Annotated in this window: 17 protein-coding genes; 3 read left to right on the forward strand and 14 right to left on the reverse strand. The window is 65.9% G+C overall.

What is annotated here, in order from left to right; genetic code table 11:
- Positions 1-58: 58 nt before the first annotated feature.
- From ACP4XC_RS16090 to ACP4XC_RS16125, 8 genes are all read right to left on the reverse strand, one after another.
- Positions 59-1,837 (reverse strand): DEAD/DEAH box helicase, encoded by a 1,779-nt coding sequence (locus ACP4XC_RS16090; RefSeq protein ID WP_427171380.1) that lies wholly within the window; start codon positions 1,835-1,837, stop codon positions 59-61.
- A 215-nt stretch (positions 1,838-2,052) separates the two neighbouring features.
- Positions 2,053-2,388, reverse strand: a complete 336-nt coding sequence (locus ACP4XC_RS16095; RefSeq protein WP_427175134.1) for a DUF3039 domain-containing protein — start codon at positions 2,386-2,388, stop codon at positions 2,053-2,055.
- Between the two features lie 14 nt (positions 2,389-2,402).
- Positions 2,403-3,185, reverse strand: a complete 783-nt coding sequence (gene nagB, locus ACP4XC_RS16100) for a glucosamine-6-phosphate deaminase (RefSeq protein ID WP_427171382.1) — start codon at positions 3,183-3,185, stop codon at positions 2,403-2,405.
- Positions 3,186-3,225: 40 nt separating this feature from the next.
- Positions 3,226-4,797 carry a transporter gene (locus ACP4XC_RS16105; RefSeq protein WP_427171384.1) on the reverse strand — a complete coding sequence of 524 codons (1,572 nt, stop codon included), beginning with the start codon at positions 4,795-4,797 and terminating at the stop codon, positions 3,226-3,228.
- A complete protein-coding gene (locus ACP4XC_RS16110) occupies positions 4,779-5,597 on the reverse strand; it encodes an ABC transporter ATP-binding protein (RefSeq protein ID WP_427171386.1) in 819 nt (272 codons plus the stop codon). The genes ACP4XC_RS16105 and ACP4XC_RS16110 overlap by 19 nt, the downstream gene beginning before the upstream one ends.
- Positions 5,598-5,632: 35 nt before the next feature.
- Complete coding sequence (locus ACP4XC_RS16115) at positions 5,633-6,733, reverse strand: NADH:flavin oxidoreductase/NADH oxidase (RefSeq protein WP_427171388.1); 1,101 nt, start codon at positions 6,731-6,733, stop codon at positions 5,633-5,635.
- Complete coding sequence (locus tag ACP4XC_RS16120) at positions 6,733-7,719, reverse strand: co-chaperone YbbN (RefSeq protein ID WP_427171389.1); 987 nt, start codon at positions 7,717-7,719, stop codon at positions 6,733-6,735. The genes ACP4XC_RS16115 and ACP4XC_RS16120 overlap by 1 nt, the downstream gene beginning before the upstream one ends.
- A 51-nt stretch (positions 7,720-7,770) precedes the next feature.
- Positions 7,771-9,633: a hypothetical protein gene (locus tag ACP4XC_RS16125; protein WP_427171391.1), complete on the reverse strand. Its 1,863-nt coding sequence runs from the start codon at positions 9,631-9,633 to the stop codon at positions 7,771-7,773.
- Between the two features lie 284 nt (positions 9,634-9,917).
- Between ACP4XC_RS16125 and ACP4XC_RS16130 the strand changes: the two genes are divergently transcribed.
- Positions 9,918-11,138 (forward strand): AI-2E family transporter, encoded by a 1,221-nt coding sequence (locus tag ACP4XC_RS16130; RefSeq protein WP_427175135.1) that lies wholly within the window; start codon positions 9,918-9,920, stop codon positions 11,136-11,138.
- 41 nt (positions 11,139-11,179) lie between these two features.
- Here ACP4XC_RS16130 and ACP4XC_RS16135 read toward each other — a convergent pair whose 3' ends face one another.
- On the reverse strand, positions 11,180-11,980 hold the full coding sequence (locus tag ACP4XC_RS16135; protein ID WP_427171392.1) for an alpha/beta hydrolase: 801 nt from the start codon (positions 11,978-11,980) through the stop codon (positions 11,180-11,182).
- Positions 11,981-11,990: 10 nt separating this feature from the next.
- Positions 11,991-12,335: an ATP/GTP-binding protein gene (locus ACP4XC_RS16140; RefSeq protein ID WP_427171394.1), complete on the reverse strand. Its 345-nt coding sequence runs from the start codon at positions 12,333-12,335 to the stop codon at positions 11,991-11,993.
- Positions 12,336-12,418: 83 nt separating this feature from the next.
- Between ACP4XC_RS16140 and nucS the strand changes: the two genes are divergently transcribed.
- Complete coding sequence (nucS, locus tag ACP4XC_RS16145; protein ID WP_427171396.1) at positions 12,419-13,114, forward strand: endonuclease NucS; 696 nt, start codon at positions 12,419-12,421, stop codon at positions 13,112-13,114.
- 262 nt (positions 13,115-13,376) lie between these two features.
- Positions 13,377-13,580 carry a cold-shock protein gene (locus tag ACP4XC_RS16150; protein ID WP_011692441.1) on the forward strand — a complete coding sequence of 68 codons (204 nt, stop codon included), beginning with the start codon at positions 13,377-13,379 and terminating at the stop codon, positions 13,578-13,580.
- Positions 13,581-13,747: 167 nt separating this feature from the next.
- Here the strand turns inward: ACP4XC_RS16150 and ACP4XC_RS16155 are convergent, their stop codons facing one another.
- Genes ACP4XC_RS16155 through ACP4XC_RS16170 form a run of 4 tightly spaced genes read right to left on the reverse strand, consistent with a single transcriptional unit; the run spans position 13,748 to position 18,351 of the window.
- Entirely contained in the window at positions 13,748-16,282 is a 2,535-nt protein-coding gene (locus ACP4XC_RS16155) for a bifunctional lysylphosphatidylglycerol flippase/synthetase MprF (RefSeq protein ID WP_427171398.1), read from the reverse strand.
- Positions 16,279-17,619, reverse strand: a complete 1,341-nt coding sequence (locus ACP4XC_RS16160; RefSeq protein ID WP_427171400.1) for an alpha/beta hydrolase-fold protein — start codon at positions 17,617-17,619, stop codon at positions 16,279-16,281. Before ACP4XC_RS16160 ends, ACP4XC_RS16155 begins: the two co-directional genes overlap by 4 nt.
- Before the next feature lie 5 nt (positions 17,620-17,624).
- The gene (locus ACP4XC_RS16165) at positions 17,625-18,056 is read right to left on the reverse strand and encodes a DUF2550 domain-containing protein (RefSeq protein ID WP_427171402.1); all 432 of its coding nucleotides are present in this window, start codon (positions 18,054-18,056) and stop codon (positions 17,625-17,627) included.
- A 10-nt stretch (positions 18,057-18,066) separates the two neighbouring features.
- Complete coding sequence (locus tag ACP4XC_RS16170) at positions 18,067-18,351, reverse strand: F0F1 ATP synthase subunit epsilon (protein ID WP_190989724.1); 285 nt, start codon at positions 18,349-18,351, stop codon at positions 18,067-18,069.

Genomic DNA, 18,351 nt, shown 5'->3' on the forward strand with positions numbered 1-18,351 from the left:
TCCCTTTTTGCTGCCGTGCCGGGCCGTGCCGGGCCGCGTCGCGATGCCGCCGGTGACGCTACTTGCGGCCGATGAACCAGTCCTGAAGCTTCCGGAGCCTGGTCTGCAGTTGTTCCTCGTTGGCCTGGGCCACCGGAGGGCCACCGCACACGGTCCGCAGCTTGGTGTGAACCACACCATGCGGAGTCCCCGTCCGCGCCGCCCAGGCGGCCACGTTCTTGGCCAGTTCGTTGCGCAGGTCCATCAGCATGCGGTGATCCGGAACCGCGGGGCCGGCCGGCGCGGTTTCGGGCGCCCTCTGTTTCTTCCGGCTCTGCTGTTCATGCTGCCGCTGGCGCAACAGGGTTCCCACCTGTTCGGCGTCCAGGAGGCCGGGGATGCCCAGGAAATCGAGCTCGTCCTCCGAGCCCACTTCCCCGCCGGTACCGAATTCACCGCCGTCGAACAGGACGCGGTCGAACGAGGCCTGGGAGTCGAGGGCTTCAAATTTTCCTTTGGTGAGGCTGTCCGAGGCTTTCTCTTCCCGGTTCGCCTCGTCCATCAGCGAGTCCTCCGGATTAAAGAGCCCGTCTCCGTCCTCCTTCTCCGGACGGTCCAGGGCATGGTCCCGCTCCGCCTCCATGGTGTTGGCCAGCGCCATGAGCTGGGGAACGGAAGGCAGGAAGACCGACGCCGTTTCGCCGCGCTTGCGCGCCCGCACAAAGCGTCCCACGGCCTGGGCGAAGAACAACGGTGTGGAGGTCGACGTAGCGTAGACACCCACCGACAGGCGCGGCACGTCAACGCCTTCGGACACCATTCGCACCGCCACCATCCAGCGCTTCTCGCTGGCCGTGAATTCCTCAATCTTGCTCGAGGCTTTGGCGTCATCCGAAAGAATCACGGTGGGCGACTCGCCTGTGATCTTCTTCAATTGGCCCGCATAGGCGCGGGCGTCCTCGTGATCGGTGGCAATAACCAGTCCGCCGGCGTCGGGAACCGACCTGCGGACCTCGCTGAGGCGTTTGTCCGCCCCGGCAAGGACGGCGGGAATCCACTCCCCCGCCGGATTCAGCGCCGTCCGCCAGGCCTGGGACACGATGTCCTTGGTGACGGCCGATTCGCCCAGCGAGGCGGCCATCTCCTCGCCGCCGCTGGTGCGCCAGCGCATTTGACCGGAGTACGCCATAAACATCACGGGCCGCACCACATGGTCGCGCAGTGCGTTGCCGTAGCCGTAGGTGTAGTCGGCCTTGGACCGGCGGATCCCGTCGCGGTCCTCGGCATACTCCACGAACGGGATGGGAGAGGTGTCGGAGCGGAAGGGTGTGCCGGTCAGGGACAGCCGCCGCGCGGCGGGATCGAAGGCCTCGCGAAGCCCGTCGCCCCAGGACAGCGCCTCGCCGCCGTGGTGGACCTCGTCCAGGATGACCAGGGTGCGGGCGGCCTCCGTTTTGGCCCGGTGCAGCATGGGTTTGCTGGCCACCTGGGCATAGGTGACAGCGACGCCGATGAAGCCGCGCCCGTGCTGGCCGTCTGAATTCTTGAAGTTCGGGTCGATGGCTATACCCACCCGCGCAGCGGCGTCGGCCCATTGCCGTTTGAGGTGATCGGTGGGCGCCACGATGGTGACACGGTTAACCGTGCCGGCCTCGATCAGCATGGAGGCCACCCGCAGGGCGAAGGTGGTCTTCCCGGCCCCGGGGGTCGCCACGGCCAGGAAGTCCTTAGGGCTCGCCGCCAGGTAGCGGTCCAGCGCATCCTGCTGCCAGGCGCGAAGCTTCGGTGCCGTGCCCCAGGCCGCCCGTTCGGGATAGGCGGGAGGCAGTGTCGGTCCGCCAAAAAGCGTCTCTGTCATGCGAGGCCCACAATTCCCCGCAAAGGAGCAGCCGTCAGCGAAACGCACATAAACATAAACACCAATCTGTTGCGGTAAAGCAGCACGGGTCAGGAAGTGAAATCCCCGGAACGGGACCGCATAAGAACGAAAAGCCCGACGGCGTGCCGGGAAGTGTCGTCCCGCCCACGCGGGCGGGTCTAACCCCGCTTAGCCGGGGTCACGAAAGAAGCCGCTTACGTGCCGGAGTCCCCGCCCGGGCCCTTGCCGCCGTCGTTGCCGGGCCGAAGGCCCTGGTAAATCTCTTTGCACTCGGGGCACACCGGGAATTTCTGCGGATCGCGGCCGGGCGTCCACACCTTGCCGCACAGGGCAATGACCGGTTCACCGGACAGGGCGGACTCCATGATCTTTTCCTTACGCACATAGTGCGCAAAGCGCTCCCGGTCTCCGGGTTCCACTTCCTGGCGCAGTTCCTCGCGCTCGATTGTGGCAGTGGACGTTCCGGCTCCGGAAAGCTCACGCATCGGGTCGTTTTCGAGGGGATCCGTCATGCTGGTCATGGCATCCATCTTAGCCGCTGCGACTACAGGCCCTGCCATTTTGGTTTGTTGTCGTATGTGTGGCGGTAGTAGTCCGCCAGCCTCAGCGATGAGGCCGCGGCTTCATCAACAATAGTGGTGACATGCGGATGCAACTGAAGAACAGAGGCAGGGCAGATGGCTGCTACGGGGCCCTCCACCAGATCCCGGACAGATTGTGCCTTCTGGGCCCCCGTGGCCACGAGGATGACATGGCGGGCGTCCAGGATAGTGCCCAGGCCCTGCGTGATTGCATGGTGGGGAACGTCACGGACACTTTTGAAGAACCGGGCGTTGTCACGGCGTGTCTGTTCTATGAGGGTCTTGATCCGGGTCCGGGAGGCGAGGGAGGAGCCTGGTTCGTTGAAGCCGATGTGGCCGTCGGTGCCCACTCCCAGGAGCTGGAGGTCCACGCCCCCGGCGGTGTTGATGGCTTCTTCATAGGCATCGCAGGCCGCGGGGATGTCGGCCGCCGCACCGTCGGGGCTGTGCACATTCTCCGCGGCGATGTTCACCCTGTCGGCGAACTCGCGCCGGATGACCTCCCGGTAGGACTGCGGATGCCCCTCCTCAAGGCCTACGTACTCATCCAGGCCAAAGCCGCGGGCCTGGCTGAAATCGATTCTTCCCTCCACATACCGGCGGGCAAGTTCGTCGTAAATGGGCAGGGGCGAGGCTCCGGTGGCCAGTCCGAGTACGGCGTGGGGCTTGCGGCGGAGGAGGGCCTCAATGGCGTCAGCCGCGAGGACTCCAACCTGCCTGCTACCGGGAAGGATAACGACTTCCATGGTCAACCGCCTTTCCACGTCCTGTACCAATCATGCAGGTTTAGCGGTTGACCGCCAGCTGCGCCAGCAGTTCCGGTCCGCGGGCGTCGAGCCATGTCCCTCCGAGTCGGACCCCGGCGGCGAACAGCCCCAGTCCCAAGGCGGGCCCCACCACAAGGTTGAGCCAGCCCGGGAACATGCTACCTGTCACCAGTTGGGCCGTGAACAGGGCCGCTTCCGGCAGCACGAGCACCAGCAGTACGGCCATTCCGCCGAACTGCACCGCCATGGTCTGGGCCACGTTGCCGGGAGGCTTTTTGAAAGGACTATCGCCCGGCAGGGGGACCACCACCGTGTAGCGCGCCGACACCACCGATGCCAGACCCAGTCCTGTGAACAGCACGCCGAGGGAGAGCCCCAGCAGACCCGGCAGACGCTCCCATTCCCCGGTGAAGAAGAATGGGGCGGTGCTGAACAGGAGCACGATTGGAAGGGCGAAGGCAAGGCAGCCGAACGCCCGGCCCAGGCGGTCGTGGAGGCCGCGGACGCCGCTTGCCACGTGCAGGGCAAAGGCCGTGCTGTCGTAGGAAACGTCGGCCGAGATGGACCAGGCCAGCAGGAAGGCCGCCAGGGGTCCGGCAATGGTGAGGTGACCATAGTTGCCGGTCTGGCCCGCCTGGAACAGCAGGAGGACCGGCAGAAGGGGAATGACCACCAGCGATCCCGTGTAGCGGGGATCCCTGATCCAGTAACTGAGGGCGCGTGCCGTGATGGCACCGGTGGGGGTGGCCGGCAGGACCCCAAACAGACCCATCCTGCCGCCGCGCTTCCGGCCGCTGGCCGCGTAGCGGGGGGTGGTGAGCGCCCGCTGGAGCAGCACCTTCCAGGCCCAGGCCAGCCCCGCCAGCGTGGCGACCGCGATCAACAGTTTCAGCACCGCGCCCACAACGTCTCCGGCTGCGAGGTCCCCGCCCAGCGACCAGGCCGCGCCGGCCGGACTCCACGCCAGGCTGCGGGCCAAATCGTTCAGAAAAACGGCGGAGCCGGACATGCCCTTCGCCACCCCGGCGATGATCGGGCCCATCAGCATCAAGGGAACCAGAAACGCCAGGTCGCTGACGTCCTTGAACCGGCGGGACGAGGCCAGGCCCGCCGTTGGGGTGGTGACCACCTTGGCAAGGACAACACACGTAAGCACGCCCAGGACCGCGCCGGCAGCCGCCCCCGCAGCCGGCAGGGCACCCCTGGTCCAGGTGGCCACGGTGGCCAGGGCGACCAAGGATGTGGCAATCCCGGGAATTCCGATCAGTCCGCCAAGGGCGAGCCCTGTCAGCAGTTGGGGCATCGGCACTGCGGCTGTGGCAAACCGCGCCGGGTCCAGCGTCATGTCAGCGGCGGAGGCGACCACCGGTATGACCCCCCAGCCCAGGACGGCAGCGGAGCCACCCAGGACCACCACGGTCTGCGCCAGTCCCATGTCGGCGTTGCGGAGCAGGATCAACCCCGCGCCCAACGTTCCCGTGATTCCCAGGGCGTACAGGCCGGCAATGGCAAGCCCCACGAGCTGCCAGGGGCTCCGGCGCAGGCTGTTCCGCAAGAGAGTGAGTTTGAGCCTTAGAAGGTGCGCAACCATTCCAGACCTTCCGTCCGGCTCCGGCCGCCCACCAGCTGCACAAAGCGGTCCTCGAGGGTCGCCCCGGCCCGTACATCCTCCACAGTGCCGGCCGCGAGCAGCCGCCCGTCCGCCACCACTGCAACGTGGTCGCACATCCGCTGCACCAGATCCATCACGTGGCTGGAGACGATCACAGTTCCGCCCGACTCAACATATCGGTCCAGGATGTCCCGGATGTTCGCGGCGGACACTGGATCCACTGATTCGAACGGCTCATCCAGGACGAGCAACCGCGGAGCATGGATCAGGGCGGAGGCGAGGGCGATCTTCTTGGTCATGCCTGCGGAGTAGTCCACAACCAGCGTCCCGGCGTCGGCGCTGAGGTCCAGGGCGGCCAGTAGTTCCGCCACCCTGGTAGCCACCACGTCCCGGGCCATGCCGCGCAGGAGGCCCGCATAGCTGACCAGTTGTTCCCCGGTCAGGCGGTCGAAGAGGCGCACGCCATCGGTAAGGATGCCTACGAGCCTCTTGGCCTCCAGGGGCCTGGCCCAGACATCCACCCCGTGAATCATCGCCGTGCCAAGATCCGGGCGGAGCAGTCCCGTCGCCATGGACAGCGTGGTGGTCTTGCCCGCACCGTTGGGCCCCACGATGCCATAGAACGAGCCGGCAGGGACGTCGAGGCTGATGCCGTCGACGGCAATTTTTCCGCCAAATCGCTTGGCGAGCCCGCGAAGGACGAGCGCAGGAACAACACCCGCCCGGCTGTCCGCGGGCGGGCCGGCAGGGGGACGGTGTTCCGGATGCGGATCAGTCATGGTGCCAGCGTAACCGGATGCTGCCCGCACCCGCGCTAGAAGCTGTGCCTGGGTATTGCCCTTTCGTACTGCGGCACCCACGGAAGCTCGTGGCCGAGCTCGAATGCCGCGCGCAGCCACCAGTGAGGATCCCGAAGGGCCGCACGCGCAATAAAGACCCCGTCGGCCTGCCCGGTGGCAACAGCGTGTTCGGCCTGCCCGGCCGATGTCAGCAGCCCCACCGTTCCGGTTCGGACTCCGGCCTCCCGCCGGATCAGGGCCGAAAAGCCTGTCTGATATCCCGGGCCAGCGGGAATCTGCTGGTGCGCCACCGCGCCGCCGCTGGAAACGTCCACCAGGTCCACGCCACGTTCGGCGGCTGCGGCCGCAAGCCTGACCGAGGCCTCGGCGTCGATCCCGCCCTCGGCCCAGTCCGACGCCGAGATCCGGAGCAACAACGGCATGGAATCGGGGATGACGGCACGCACCGCGTCCACCACGGCCAGGGTGAGCCTGTTCCTGCCGGTCTCGTCCCCGCCCCAGTGGTCGGTCCGGTCGTTGATCAGCGGGCTCTGGAACTGGTGCAGAAGGTAGCCGTGGGCACCGTGGAGTTCAATCGTGTCGAATCCCGCATCCACGGCACGGACGGCCGCGGCGGCGAAATCGCTGATCACACCGTCAATCTCTTCCGTTGTCATGGCCGCCGGGGCTGCGTAGCCGTCGAATGCAGAGGTGCCCGGCCCAAGGGTGTCCCAGCCGCCGTCTGCCTCGGGCACTGAACCGCGCTTACCCGAAAATGGCCAGTAGCTTGAGGCCTTTCGGCCGGCGTGGGCCAGCTGGGTGCCGATCTTGGCATCCGCGGCGCCGTACCGGTGCACAAAAGCGGTGATCCGCTCCCAGCCCGCTGCCTGGTCGTCGTTGTACATCCCGGCGTCCAGCGGGCTGATTCTTCCGATGGCATTAACTGCCGCAGCCTCGGTGAGGATGAGCGCCGCACCCCCGGCGGCGAAGGATCCCAGATGCATCAGGTGCCAGTCGTGGGGCACGCCTTCACCGGTTTCCGGACCACAGCTGTATTGGCACATGGGTGACACCCAGCCCCGATGCTGCAGCTTCAGGGAGCGCAGCTCCAGGGGCGCAAAGAGAGCCGAGCCCATTAGAACAGCACCCGTGCCAGCCCTTGGCGTGCCTTGGCGACGCGGTCATCGGAGGTCCCGACGACGTCGAACAGTTCCAGCAGGCGGATCCTTGCGGTCTCGCGTTCGGGCCCGAAGTTCCGGCCGATGAAGCTCACGATCCGGTTAAGTCCGTCTTCGATGTGGCCGCCGGCGATGTCCAGGTCCGCCACGCCCAGCTGGGCGTCAAGGTTGTCCGGCTGGTCGGCAGCGAGCTGGCGAAGGGCGTCAGCGTCCGGGCCTGAGAGTTCCTGGAGCCGCGCCATGAGTTCCACCTGCGCCAGGCCCGCCTTGGCTTCGGCGTCAGCCGGCATTTCCAGGAGGGCCTGGCGGTATGCCGCAGCGGCGGCGGCGTAGTCGCCGGCCTCAATCGCGTCGAATGCAGCCTGGTGAAGCGGCGGAAGTGGTGCAGGTCCGGCTTCGGTTTCCGCGGCGACTGCATCCAGCTGGCCCGTAACGCCGTTGGCGGCAGCAACCTTGAGCAGTTCGTCCAGGAGGGCGCGCACCTGCTGTTCCTCGGCGCCCCCTTGGAAGAGCGGAACCGGCTGGCCCTTGACCACGGCGACGGCAGTGGGAACAGCCTGGACCTGGAAGGCCTGGGCCAGCTGGGGAAAGGCCTCGATGTCCGCGGTGCCGAGGACGAGGCGGCCGGCATAGCTTTCAATAATTTGTTCCAGCACATCCAGCAACGCCCCGGATGCTGGCGAGTAGCCGGCCCACAGGGCGAAGACGACAGGCACCTGGGCGGAAAGCTCCACGAGTTGCTGAAAATTTGCCTCGGTGACGGTGACCCGCAAGGGGTGGGCGCCGGGGGCCTCGCCCGGGGCGCCGGGCGCTCCTGGGGCCGGACCCGACGGCGGCGCGGCCGGCGCGGGCCGCTGCTTCAGGCTGGAGAGGTCGACGGCGCCATGCAGGTTTATCTGGCTGGCAGCGGCCGGAGGGACTGGGCGGGAGGCTGGCGAACTCATAGCCCCCACTCTAGCCACTCCGGGCGCTGCCGGTCATACCGGAAGCCGGTGCTATTTGAAGCTGGCTCCAACCAGCCCACGGGTGGCGGCCACGAGCTTCATCGGATCCTTGGATCCGGTGGGCGGGATGTACACGGCCATGGATTCTGCGAAGTTGAGCACCATGCCCGTGCTGGTTTCCTTGCCGCCGGCCAGGACAGCCGCATCGTCGCCGATTGCCAGCTTGTCTCCGGAAGCCTTCGGGGTGCCGTCAAACTCGAAGTTCAGGCGTCCGAGCACCAGCGCGCCGCCGTCGGCAGTCCGGAACACCGTGGTTTCCTCCGGAACCACCTTGTGCGTGAAGTTGAAGTTTCCGTTCACGCCGGTCTTGGCGATATCGGCCTGGTAGGCCAGGGTGTCGGCTATGTAAGGCGATGACTTGCCCTCAACCAGCTTGTCCTTGAACGGGGAATCCGCCGTGGTCAGACGGTCGCCCAGGCCGGCGAGTGCTTCCGCGCCGCTGTACAGCAGGCCCGACTTGTCCGTTGCGGCAAGCGTCTCGGTGCCTGCCCGGGCAATGGCGGGGAACGTGGTGCCCGGCTGCAGCGGTGTGGTCTCCACCAGTTTGTAGTTCTCCCGCGGGGACTTCTGCACAAGTGTGAGCAACTGCGGCACAACATTGCCCTCACCCTGGGTGACGGCCATGACCGAGCGGGGCCAGGCGCGCTTGTTGGTCACCACGGTGGTCAGCAGTTTGGTGGCCCGCACGGGCATGCGCGCCTCGTAGGCACCCACCTGGGAGCGGATCTTGTAGTTTTGCGTGCGGACCTCGAGCTCGGTCCGGTCCACGCGCGGCTTGAGCTTGCTGGCGTCCTTCGCGGCGTCTCCGGCATCCACCGTGCTGGAGACCTGCTCAAGGATCCTGCGGAACTGCGCATCCAGGAGGACAGGCGCATCGGAGGCCTTGTCCGGCCCGCCGGCCGCGGACGCACTGGATGTTGGTGCCGGCGCGGGAGTGGTGCTTGCCTGGGCGGCGACGCCCGATCCGGCCACGATGGTTGCTGCCAGGAGTGCCACGGCCATGCCGGCACGTCCGGTGTCAGCGCCGGACGAGCCCGTTTTGCCCGGGCCGGTCGGGCCAGGGCCGGTCTTGCTAGGGCCGGGCGCGCCGGGCGTGCCAGTGACTGTCGCGTCGGCGGCAGGCTGGCCAGCGTTAGCGGAGGTCTTCGCTCCGGCCAGGGCACGGGCACGCTGGGCGAGCCTGCTTGCAAGCGTGCCCACGTTGCCGTGGCCGCCGTCTTCGCCGTCGCCCTCAGCAGGGGCGCCGCCCTTGGGCTTGAGCAGCACCAGTGCCGCGCCGGCCAGGATCAGCAGTCCGCCCAGCACCATCAGGGGCACGGCCCACGGGGTGGAGGTGTCATTGGGGAACGTCATCGAGATCGACGACGGCGCCGGTTTGGTTCCGTCCGATGCCAGCAGCAACGACCATTCGCCGTCGGCTGGCGCGTTCCACGTGTAGTTCATTTCGCCGCTGGCGTTTTCCGTGGTGACCCAGAGGTCGGAGCCGGCCGGCGAGGGAGCGGAGGCTTCCCCGTCGGTGTGCTTGAGCTGCAGTGACTTGCTGTCGTCAGACACTCCGGAGACGGTGTTGTGGGCGGTCTTGCCCACCCAGGCGTCGACGTCGTCGGGGCGGCCGGCGGCGAGCATAAAGCTGCCTTCGCCCTTGACGCTGATCTTGACCGGTCCCCCGTGCAGCGTCCGCAGCTTCTGGTCGATCACGGTGAGGGGTGCGGCGGCGCCGTCGGACGGGGCCGTGGCCGTGACCGTCTCGGCCGGAGCCCATACGGTCTTCTGTCCTACGCCGGCCAGCAGTGTCAGGAGGCCGAGCAGCACTAGTGCAACTGCAGTCTTGAAACGCAAAGGGATACCTATCATCAGCGGGGGGTTTAACTTCAATAGTAACCATTTTGTTACCAGGGAGTCAGTTTCGGCCCGACGGGCAGCCGTGGCGCAGTGCCCCGCCCGACGTCCGCGCACCCCTGAATCCGGGCGCAGACAAGCCTGCTGATAGTGTTTGCGATGATCATCACACCCGGCCCGCAATAGCGGCGCCACGGACGGTAAGGCACCTGAGCGCAGTGACTGAACACGCGGATTCGTCCGCTCCCGGACGGGAAGACACCAGGGGATCCGGCGGCCAGGGAAGCGGCGATGCCGCCATGCAGCCGGTCCGGAAACCGGGAATGCCGGCACTCGCGGCGTCTGTGCTGCGCCGGCTGCGCCAGCCCCTCCCCGGCGCCCAGCCCCGCCTGCGGTTTGAGATGCCCCCGGAACTCGCCACCGGCCCCGAACACGGGGCAGAGGGCGAAGACACCACACGGTTCGGGGCCCCGGGACCCCGGATGTCCGCCCAGCACCCGCTGTACGTGGGGTTCATGGGAACCGTGGGCGTCGGCGTGGCGCTGCTGGTCTACTGGATCGGTTCCAACACCACACAGCTCCTTCTGTGGATCGTGGCCGCCCTCTTCATCGCCCTGGGCCTGGACCCCGTGGTCCGGTGGCTGGAAGGACGCAAGCTGCCCAGGCCCATAGGAATCCTGGTGGCTGTGAGCGTCCTGGTGTCCGCGGTTGCCGGGTTCTTCGCCACGCTGATCCCCACGATCGTCGAACAGGTCACCGAGATTGTGGTGCAGGCGCCGGTGTGGGTGCGGGACTTCATCGACTCGGAATTCTTCCGGACCATGGACGCCCAGTTCGGTGTGCGGGACCGCATCACCCAGGAACTGGACAAGTTCGTCAAGAACCCGGACGCCATGGGCGGCATCTTCGGCGGTGTCCTGGGCTTTGGCTCCACCGTTGCCAACGGGCTTTTCGGGACACTGATCGTGCTGGTCCTCAGCCTTTACTTCCTGGCCGCACTTCCGGCGATGAAGAAGTGGGGCTACCGGCTGGCGCCGCGGTCACGCCGGGCCCGCGTGGAGGCGCTGTCCGAAGAGATCACCGGTTCCGTGGGCAACTACGTCATCGGGCAGGCCTGCGTGGCCCTGCTCAATGCGACTTTCGCGTTCATTGTGATGTCAATCCTGGGCATACCCTTTGCCGTGCTGCTGGCGTTTGTGGTGGCCCTGCTCGCCTTCATTCCCCTGGTGGGCGGCATGATCGCCGGCGTGGTGGTCATCCTGGTTTCACTGACTACCGGGTGGCAAACCGCCGTCGTCTACGCCGTCTGCTACTTCGCCTACCTCCAGTTCGAGGCGTACTTCATCTCGCCCCGCATCATGCAGAAGGCGGTGGCCGTGCCAGGCGCCGTGGCCGTGATCTCCGTGATCGCCGGCGGCAGCCTGCTCGGGGTCCTGGGTGCGCTCATCGCCATCCCCACCGCAGCCGCCGTGATGCTCCTGGTGAAAGAGATTTTCATCGTTCGCCAGGACAAGCACTGAAGGTCAAGCTGGCAGAGGCAGGAACGCAGCCGGCGCAGGGCTCAGGGGGTGGCTGATGCCACCGGACCTGCCCATTCCTGCGGAAGCTCCACTGCCCCGGAAGCGGCCCCGGTCACCTCTTCGACCACCTCGTTGAGGACGCGGGCGGCGTACTTCTCCCCCACCCAGAGGTGCTTGGCGCCTTCGACCCCCACGACCCGGGCCTGCGGCACCAGGTTGAACCGTTCAGCGGCCTCGGCCGGCTGCAGGTAATCGTCGTGCTCGGGCACCAGCACCTTAAGCGGCTTCCGGGACGCGGCCCATTCCTTCAGATGAACGTCGGTGGCACGGTGCAGCGGCGGCGAGAGAAGTACGGCGCCTTCCACTTGCGATGCCACCGGTTCCACGGCTCCGTACATCAGGGCAAGCTCGGTGCCAAAAGACCATCCCACCAGCCAGCGGTTGGGCAATCCGCGCTCAGCCGCGAACCGGACGGCGGCCTCGACGTCGAGCCGTTCCCCGATTCCTTCCTCGAACTTCCCGCCGCTGGTCCCCCGCGGTGAGGCGGTGCCGCGTGTGTTGAACCTGAGAACGGCGATACCGGCGAGAGCGGGCAGCCGGTACGAGGCCTTGCGGTACACGTGCGAGTCCATAAAGCCGCCGTGCGTGGGCAGCGGATGCAGCGTGATCAGCGTGGCGCGGATAACACCGGACTCGGGAAGGGCCAGCTCACCCACCAGGACGTGGCCGTCCGCCGTGCGGAACTCAATGTTTTCCCGGCGGGCCGGGAGTACGGTTGATGCGCGTATGGGGGTCACGTCGGAGGGCTGGCTGAAAACGAACGACGCCGGGTCAAAAGTCATGCTCAACAGCTTAGCGATAGCGGTAACTGCGTGAGGTCCAGCAGTTGGAGTGCCAGTGGCGGCGCTCAGCGAGGGCTACCGCCGCACCGAAGAGGTGGTCCTCGGCCCAAACGACCAGGTGGGCCACCCCGGGGGGCACCGCGGTGGAGCAGCCCGGGCAGATGTAGGACTTTTCCGCGCGCTTGGCCGTCATGGTGCGCACCATCCACTCGCCGTCGGGCGCACTTTCCCGCCGGACGATCCCCGAGCGCGCACGCTCCAGATCCAACTCAGGCACCGGCCCGGCGGAGTGCTTCCCGCCTGCCTGCCCTGGTTTGCCGGACGCTGGGCGGCGGGGACGGTTGGAACGGGGCATGGTTCCATTCTGCCCCAGCGCGGCCCGGTGCGCCGTCACGGTTCGCTGTTCCCGTTTACCGCCCAGACGGTAGTGTGTACCGGGTGCGTCTCGTTATAGCCCGTTGCTCTGTTGATTATGTCGGCCGTCTGAAGGCCCACTTGCCCCTCGCCACCCGGCTCCTGCTGGTCAAGGCCGACGGGTCCGTGCTGGTGCACTCCGATGGCGGCTCCTACAAACCGCTGAACTGGATGAGCCCCCCGGCCAGCCTCCGGGTCTCCACCCCGGACGAAGTGGACCTGGAGCTCGGGGTCACGGAGCAGTGGACAGTACAGTCCGCCAAGACCGATGACCGGCTCATCATCAACATCCACGAGCAGCTGCACGACACCTCCCATGAACTGGGGCTGGACCCGGGTCTCATCAAGGACGGGGTCGAAGCTGACCTTCAGCGCCTGCTGGCGGACCAGATCGAAAGGCTGGGCACCGGGTTCTCCCTGATCCGGCGCGAGTACTTCACAGCCATCGGCCCGGTGGACATCCTGGCCAGGGACGCCAACGGTGCCACAGTGGCCATCGAGCTAAAGCGCCGCGGAGACATTGACGGCGTCGAACAGTTGACCCGCTACTTGGAACTGCTTAACCGCGACCCCCTGCTTGCGCCCGTCAGGGGCATCTTTGCCGCCCAGCAAATCAAGCCGCAGGCCAAGGTACTGGCCAACGACCGCGGGATCGACTGTGTCACCCTCGACTACGACGCCATGCGCGGGGTTGACGACAGCGAATCACGGCTGTTCTAGCGCGGGTGCTTTTCACTGCGGCTTTACGCAAAATTTATCGAATTGCCCGTTTTGCCCGTTGACCTGAGGGACGTCCCATGAAATTCTTATCTAAGTCTTTGTGTAGGTGTTTTTCATGCTCGCAAGACATGTTGCGAGCGCGAAGCTTCTGCAGCTAGTGTCCGGTCCCACCGGGCGGCAAGCCAGGATTCTTCTCGCAGAGTGACCAAGTCCAGCACGAAGTGTGCCGGACTTAAACAAGTTCCATAATGAGGAGAAATAAATGGCACAGGGAACCGTCAAGTGGTTCAACGCTGAAAAGGGCTTCGGCTTCATCACCCCGGACGACTCCGATGGCGATGTCTTCGTTCACTATTCGGAGATTCAGACCGGTGGTTTCAAGACCCTCGACGAGAACCAGCGTGTTCAGTTCGAAATCGGCCAGGGCGCCAAGGGCCCCCAGGCTACCGGCGTAACGCTGGTCTAGTCACCCGTCGGACCCCGCCCTTGGGCGGGAGCCACGAATCAATGGCCCCCGGCATTAGTGCCGGGGGCCATTTTTTGCATTCGGCCAATACGTCATGTGCATTGTGCATTGTTTTGGAGTCACAAATATATTCCCGAAAGTAAAACGTTCACGCCCCCATTCCGTAATTACCGCACCAGAGTCCTGAGCAACCGGGCGCTCTGGCGCACGGAGAGACCGGGAAGATACGCGAGGCTCAACGCGCGGCCCATGGCAGGCAGCTGCAGAGGGTCCTGATAATAAAGGTAGAGGGTGCGGTAATCGGGCTTAAAGCGCGATTTGAACGTGGCCAATGAGCGGAATCCGTACACCGGTTCCAGTGCCCGTCCCACCACGTCCAGTATCGCGGCCAACCCCTCGGGTTCGGCATCCGCCCGCTGCCCTGAGTCATTTCCGGTCCCACCCGAATCACCCGCGGCCATGTCCTGTGACAGGGGGGATCCGGAGAGCGATATGACCTCCACGGAATCGCGCAGTTTGTTGACCGCGGATGCAATCAGGAATTCCATGACTCCGGGAAACGCGTCGGTGCGGCGTCTCATAAGATCCAGCGTCCAGCTCACGATCCGTCCGTCCTGATAGACAGGAAGCCAGCTGGTGACCCCTTGGACCCGGCCCTCGGCGTCCACCGCCAGGCAGCACAGGACCTCATTGTCCGCCAGTTCGTCGATGCCGCCCAGGGTGAAGCCCATTTCGGGGACGGACTTCTGCGCGGCCCACTCCTCGGAAACCTCAATCAGCTGCGCGCGGAGGTGTGCCGGGAAGCCGCTGTAGCGGCCCCAGACCGCCTTGACGCCGGACTTCGCCGCGCGGTTCAGGGCAGTGCGGACGTTTTGCCACTCCTTGCCCTTGAATTCAAGCTCCCGCACCGCGAGCCGGGTCTCCTGGGCAACCGTCACCCGCTGAAAGCCCCGGGCCTGGAGCATCGGCCACAATTCCTCGGTACATGAGTAGAAGCACGGGATCAGCGCGTGCTCGGCACAATAACGCATGAATCCGGCCGCTGTTTCCTCCCGCAGCCCGGCGGGACCAAACGGACCGGCAAGGGTGAGGGCCACGTTCCCGTGTTGCTGGTAGGCCACTCCGCTTCGGAAGCCTGGCGTGAACCAGTACTTGTTGGGCTCCCACAGCGCCATCCAGGACAGCGAGTCCCCTCCCTGCCGGATAAGTCCTTTGGCGATTTCCCGATCCCCGGTGCCGGCATCCGTGCCGTGGTGCCTGCGGAGGAGAACCAGCCAGACAGCCACCAGGGCAATGACCCAAAAGACAATCCCCGAGTAGGCAAACAGAAAGGATTCGACCGCGTTGCGGTCCCGGAAGATGCGGTTGTAGGAACCGGGTATTGGGAGGGGAAGGTACTGCCGGGCAAGCTCCGCGGCCAGCCCCAGCAGGCCACCGTCCCGGTCCATGCCGCCGGCGGCGAACCACGCCACCGTGTATCCGCCGGCCAGCGTCAACCAGGCTCCGCCGACCCATAACCCAAGGAGACGCCGGGCGTGCGAGGACGACTCCACGCGGAACTGGCGGCGGTTGGCCCACAAAAGCACCACCAGCAGCAACGGCACCGCCACGAGGGGCAGGACGTGAACGAACCCTGAACCCATTACCGCAGTGTGCGGGCTGTTGGGATAGTGCGGGATCCGGGCAAAGAGTGTCAGGTACACGGCAGCCAGGGCGGTCACAGCGAGCTGGACGATGATGGCAATCCGCAGTGCAAGCCGGCGTCCGCGCCTCATGCCGTCCGCGCAGATGAGGAGGAGCACAACCGGCACCACAGCCAGCGCAAAGCCCAGAGGCCCGGCAAAGCCCGCCCGGCCCACCTCCAGGCAGGCGGGATCCACTGTCCCGCCGCAGTTCTGCTCAAGCTGGTTCAGCGTGGGCAGCGGATTGAGGACAACATCGCGCAAGAGGGCAAGCGGCCCCGTGGGGCTCCGCACTGCCGCCGTCAGGATGGGACCGACGGCAAAAATACCCACGGTCAATGCGAGCAGGTTCCTTCTCTCACGGCCCGTGGAACGGTGCCGGTGGAATGTTCCCTTCTCACTCTGGATCCACCAGCCGGCCCCGAGGCCGGCCAAGGCGCCCATGAGGCCAACCACGGTCTCGGCGTGCCCCACGTACAGCACCAGCAGGAGTGAGGCGGAGACGGCCGTTGTCCGCAAACGCCTCTGCCACAGGGTGGGCAGCAGACCGCTGGCCGCAAGAGTTGCCGCAAGGACCGCCGCGTACGGCCCGATGAGCCGCGCGTTGACCATCAGCCCCAGCCACCCGTCGCCGGCGTAGCGCGCCAACTGGGTCAGCAGGAGGAAGAGGGACACAGCCACGAACTGCCCGGCGAAGTAGATGACCGCCGTCCGCACTGTGCCCAGCTTCCGCTCGGCGAGTCCCAGCAGGAGCAGGATCATCAGGGCGGCCGCAAAGTAGGCCAAGGGGTTGGTGGCGAAAAAGAGCGAGGTAAATAGGGACCACCAGCGCCCCTCCCTCAAACCGGTTGCGTTGACGGCCGCGATATCGAGAATGGACTCGGGCGGCCCGGAAAGGAAGCTGTGGGTTGCGGCACCCACGCCAAGAAACAGTGCCAGGACAGCCAGGGTGAACGGCACGGCCCTGAAATGGCCAAGCATCCGGACGAGGTTTTGACGCAGCACATCGGCGATTGTCATGGAGCTATCCCCCATCGACTTGCCATGAAGTCAAGTGCACGCGTGAGCCCCTTGGACGCCGTCTCCCAGGAATGCCCCGCATTGGGAATCTGCTCGGCCTCGACGTCGAAGCCGGCCTCGCGGGCAGCGCCTGAGAGCTCGCCCATGTAGGCGACGAACTCCGGATCCGTCGCACCGGCGCCAAAATAGATGGCGTTACCCGGGAATTGCCGCGTCTTCATCACGTTCAAGGGCGTTTGGGCGTCAAAGGCTGCCGTATCATCGCCAAAGGCAGCCTCGACTGTCTTCTTCCTTTCCTTGGCGAGGGTGGGCTCCCTCTCGCTCGAGAAGGCGAGCACGGACTGGTAAACGTCAGGGTGGCGCGTTCCCATTTGCATGGCGCAGGTGGCCCCGAAGGAAAATCCGCCCACAGCCCACCGGCGGTGGTTGGTGTCGACGTCGAGCGTCTGGCTGATCCACCGCGGCACGTCCTGCGAGAGGAACGTGTCTGCCTTGGCAATCCGGCTGTCCATGCATAGCGTGTTGGCCGTGGCGGACCCGTTCGGATCGATGACCACCGCCACGGGTGCCACGCCGTGATGCGCGGCGGCGAACCGGTCAAGACGGCTGCGGAGCGCGCCGCCTGTGAGCCAATCGGATGGGCCGCCGGGCTGGCCGGAGAAAAGCACGAGCACCGGCAGCGCGGGCCGGGGGGTGGCCTGATAGGCAGGGGGGAGATAGATATAGGCTTCGCGGGAGCTGAATCCGGAAACAGCCCCCGGAATAACGGCCGTCCCCAGGACACCGCCGTCGGGGATGTCCGCAGACGCCGTCCACTCCGCGAGGGGAATGGCGGCCCGGTGGCCGCGCTGACGCGTGAAGGCGGAGTCAAGCGGTTGAATTCGGGCCACTGCCGTTCCCAGGATGTCGCTGACCGTGTGGTTGAGGCCAAAGTACGCGTTCACCTGCACGGCCGTGAGCAGGATGACACCCAACAGGGCCAGGGACGCCGTGACTCTCCCCCGCAACGCGGGCCGGCCGGGGGATGTGGAACGGGGGGTCCGGAGTGTCCACAGACGATATGCCCACAGCAGCAGCGCCGTCACTGCGGGGATGAACCAGGCGAGGACCTCGCGCGGGAGCTCCTCGGGCAGGGTCGATAATACATAGATCAGGAGCCAATGCACGGCGGCGATGAGCGCGCCTGAAATCAGCACTGCGGCCGCAACGACCAGGACCCAGCGCCGGATCCCTGGTCCGCGCCGCCACAAAAGCCACGCGCCGCCGGCCGCGCCGGCGGCCCAGGCCAGCCACAGCACGGGACCGTCGGTGAGATGAATATCCGCGATAAAGTCCACTGACGTTAGCGCCAGGTGCCCACGCCGATGACGGGTCCGGCCTCAAGCCAGGATGACAGGCCGGTGTAAGCATCGAATTTCATGGCAAGCAGCACGTCCTGCCCCTCGTAGCGCAACTCGACAATGACGGCGTCGGGCTGCACCTTCACGATTTCAGTCTCAGTGGGCTGCCGGCGCCCCAGCAGCTCCAGGGAACTGCGGCGGAAGGTGTACTTGGGGCGCACGCTGAGCGAGAGCAGCTTGAACCACTCCAGCTCGTTGTCCTGATAACGACAAACCCCCAACTGCCAGCTGTTCCCAGCCGTGCAGATGGAGGCGTCCACCGTGCCCAGGGCGCGCCGCAAATTGAAGCGGCGCACCCCGAAAAGACACAGTGCAAATATCAGCAACGCAAAGGCGGCTGCCAACGCGATGAACGGAAAACCTGGATCGTCCATCAAGGTCGTGCTAGCGGATCCCCGCAGTAGCCGCGTCACCCAGCTGGGCGTTGTCAGCAACAATAACCACCCTGTTGTTGTCCACGGAGAAGAATCCTCCGTCGACAACTACGGCAATGCGGTCACCGGAAACCGGCTCGATTGCCAGTTCACCTTCGGCCAGAATCGCCAGCAGGGGCGAGTGGCCGGGCAGGATTCCGATTTCACCATCGCTGGTGCGGGCCTTGACCATCTTGGCCGCTCCGGACCACACGAAGTGATCCGCTGCGACAATCTCAACCTCAAGCTCAGCCAT

It is taken from the genome of Arthrobacter sp. 92 (assembly GCF_050260325.1).
GTDB lineage: Bacteria > Actinomycetota > Actinomycetes > Actinomycetales > Micrococcaceae > Arthrobacter.

Bases quoted from the DNA above. Each gene is read 5' to 3' on its own strand.
- ACP4XC_RS16095 (WP_427175134.1), bottom strand. From the start codon at position 2,388: ATGGATGCCATGACCAGCATGACGGATCCCCTCGAAAACGACCCGATG.
- ACP4XC_RS16125 (WP_427171391.1), bottom strand. From the start codon at position 9,633: ATGATAGGTATCCCTTTGCGTTTCAAGACTGCAGTTGCACTAGTGCTG.
- nagB (WP_427171382.1), bottom strand. From the start codon at position 3,185: ATGGAAGTCGTTATCCTTCCCGGTAGCAGGCAGGTTGGAGTCCTCGCG.
- ACP4XC_RS16105 (WP_427171384.1), bottom strand. From the start codon at position 4,797: ATGGTTGCGCACCTTCTAAGGCTCAAACTCACTCTCTTGCGGAACAGC.
- ACP4XC_RS16110 (WP_427171386.1), bottom strand. From the start codon at position 5,597: ATGACTGATCCGCATCCGGAACACCGTCCCCCTGCCGGCCCGCCCGCG.
- ACP4XC_RS16120 (WP_427171389.1), bottom strand. From the start codon at position 7,719: ATGAGTTCGCCAGCCTCCCGCCCAGTCCCTCCGGCCGCTGCCAGCCAG.
- ACP4XC_RS16115 (WP_427171388.1), bottom strand. From the start codon at position 6,733: ATGGGCTCGGCTCTCTTTGCGCCCCTGGAGCTGCGCTCCCTGAAGCTG.
- ACP4XC_RS16155 (WP_427171398.1), bottom strand. From the start codon at position 16,282: ATGACAATCGCCGATGTGCTGCGTCAAAACCTCGTCCGGATGCTTGGC.
- ACP4XC_RS16135 (WP_427171392.1), bottom strand. From the start codon at position 11,980: ATGACTTTTGACCCGGCGTCGTTCGTTTTCAGCCAGCCCTCCGACGTG.
- ACP4XC_RS16090 (WP_427171380.1), bottom strand. From the start codon at position 1,837: ATGACAGAGACGCTTTTTGGCGGACCGACACTGCCTCCCGCCTATCCC.
- ACP4XC_RS16140 (WP_427171394.1), bottom strand. From the start codon at position 12,335: ATGCCCCGTTCCAACCGTCCCCGCCGCCCAGCGTCCGGCAAACCAGGG.
- ACP4XC_RS16170 (WP_190989724.1), bottom strand. From the start codon at position 18,351: ATGGCTGAGCTTGAGGTTGAGATTGTCGCAGCGGATCACTTCGTGTGG.
- ACP4XC_RS16165 (WP_427171402.1), bottom strand. From the start codon at position 18,056: ATGGACGATCCAGGTTTTCCGTTCATCGCGTTGGCAGCCGCCTTTGCG.
- ACP4XC_RS16130 (WP_427175135.1), top strand. From the start codon at position 9,918: ATGCAGCCGGTCCGGAAACCGGGAATGCCGGCACTCGCGGCGTCTGTG.
- ACP4XC_RS16150 (WP_011692441.1), top strand. From the start codon at position 13,377: ATGGCACAGGGAACCGTCAAGTGGTTCAACGCTGAAAAGGGCTTCGGC.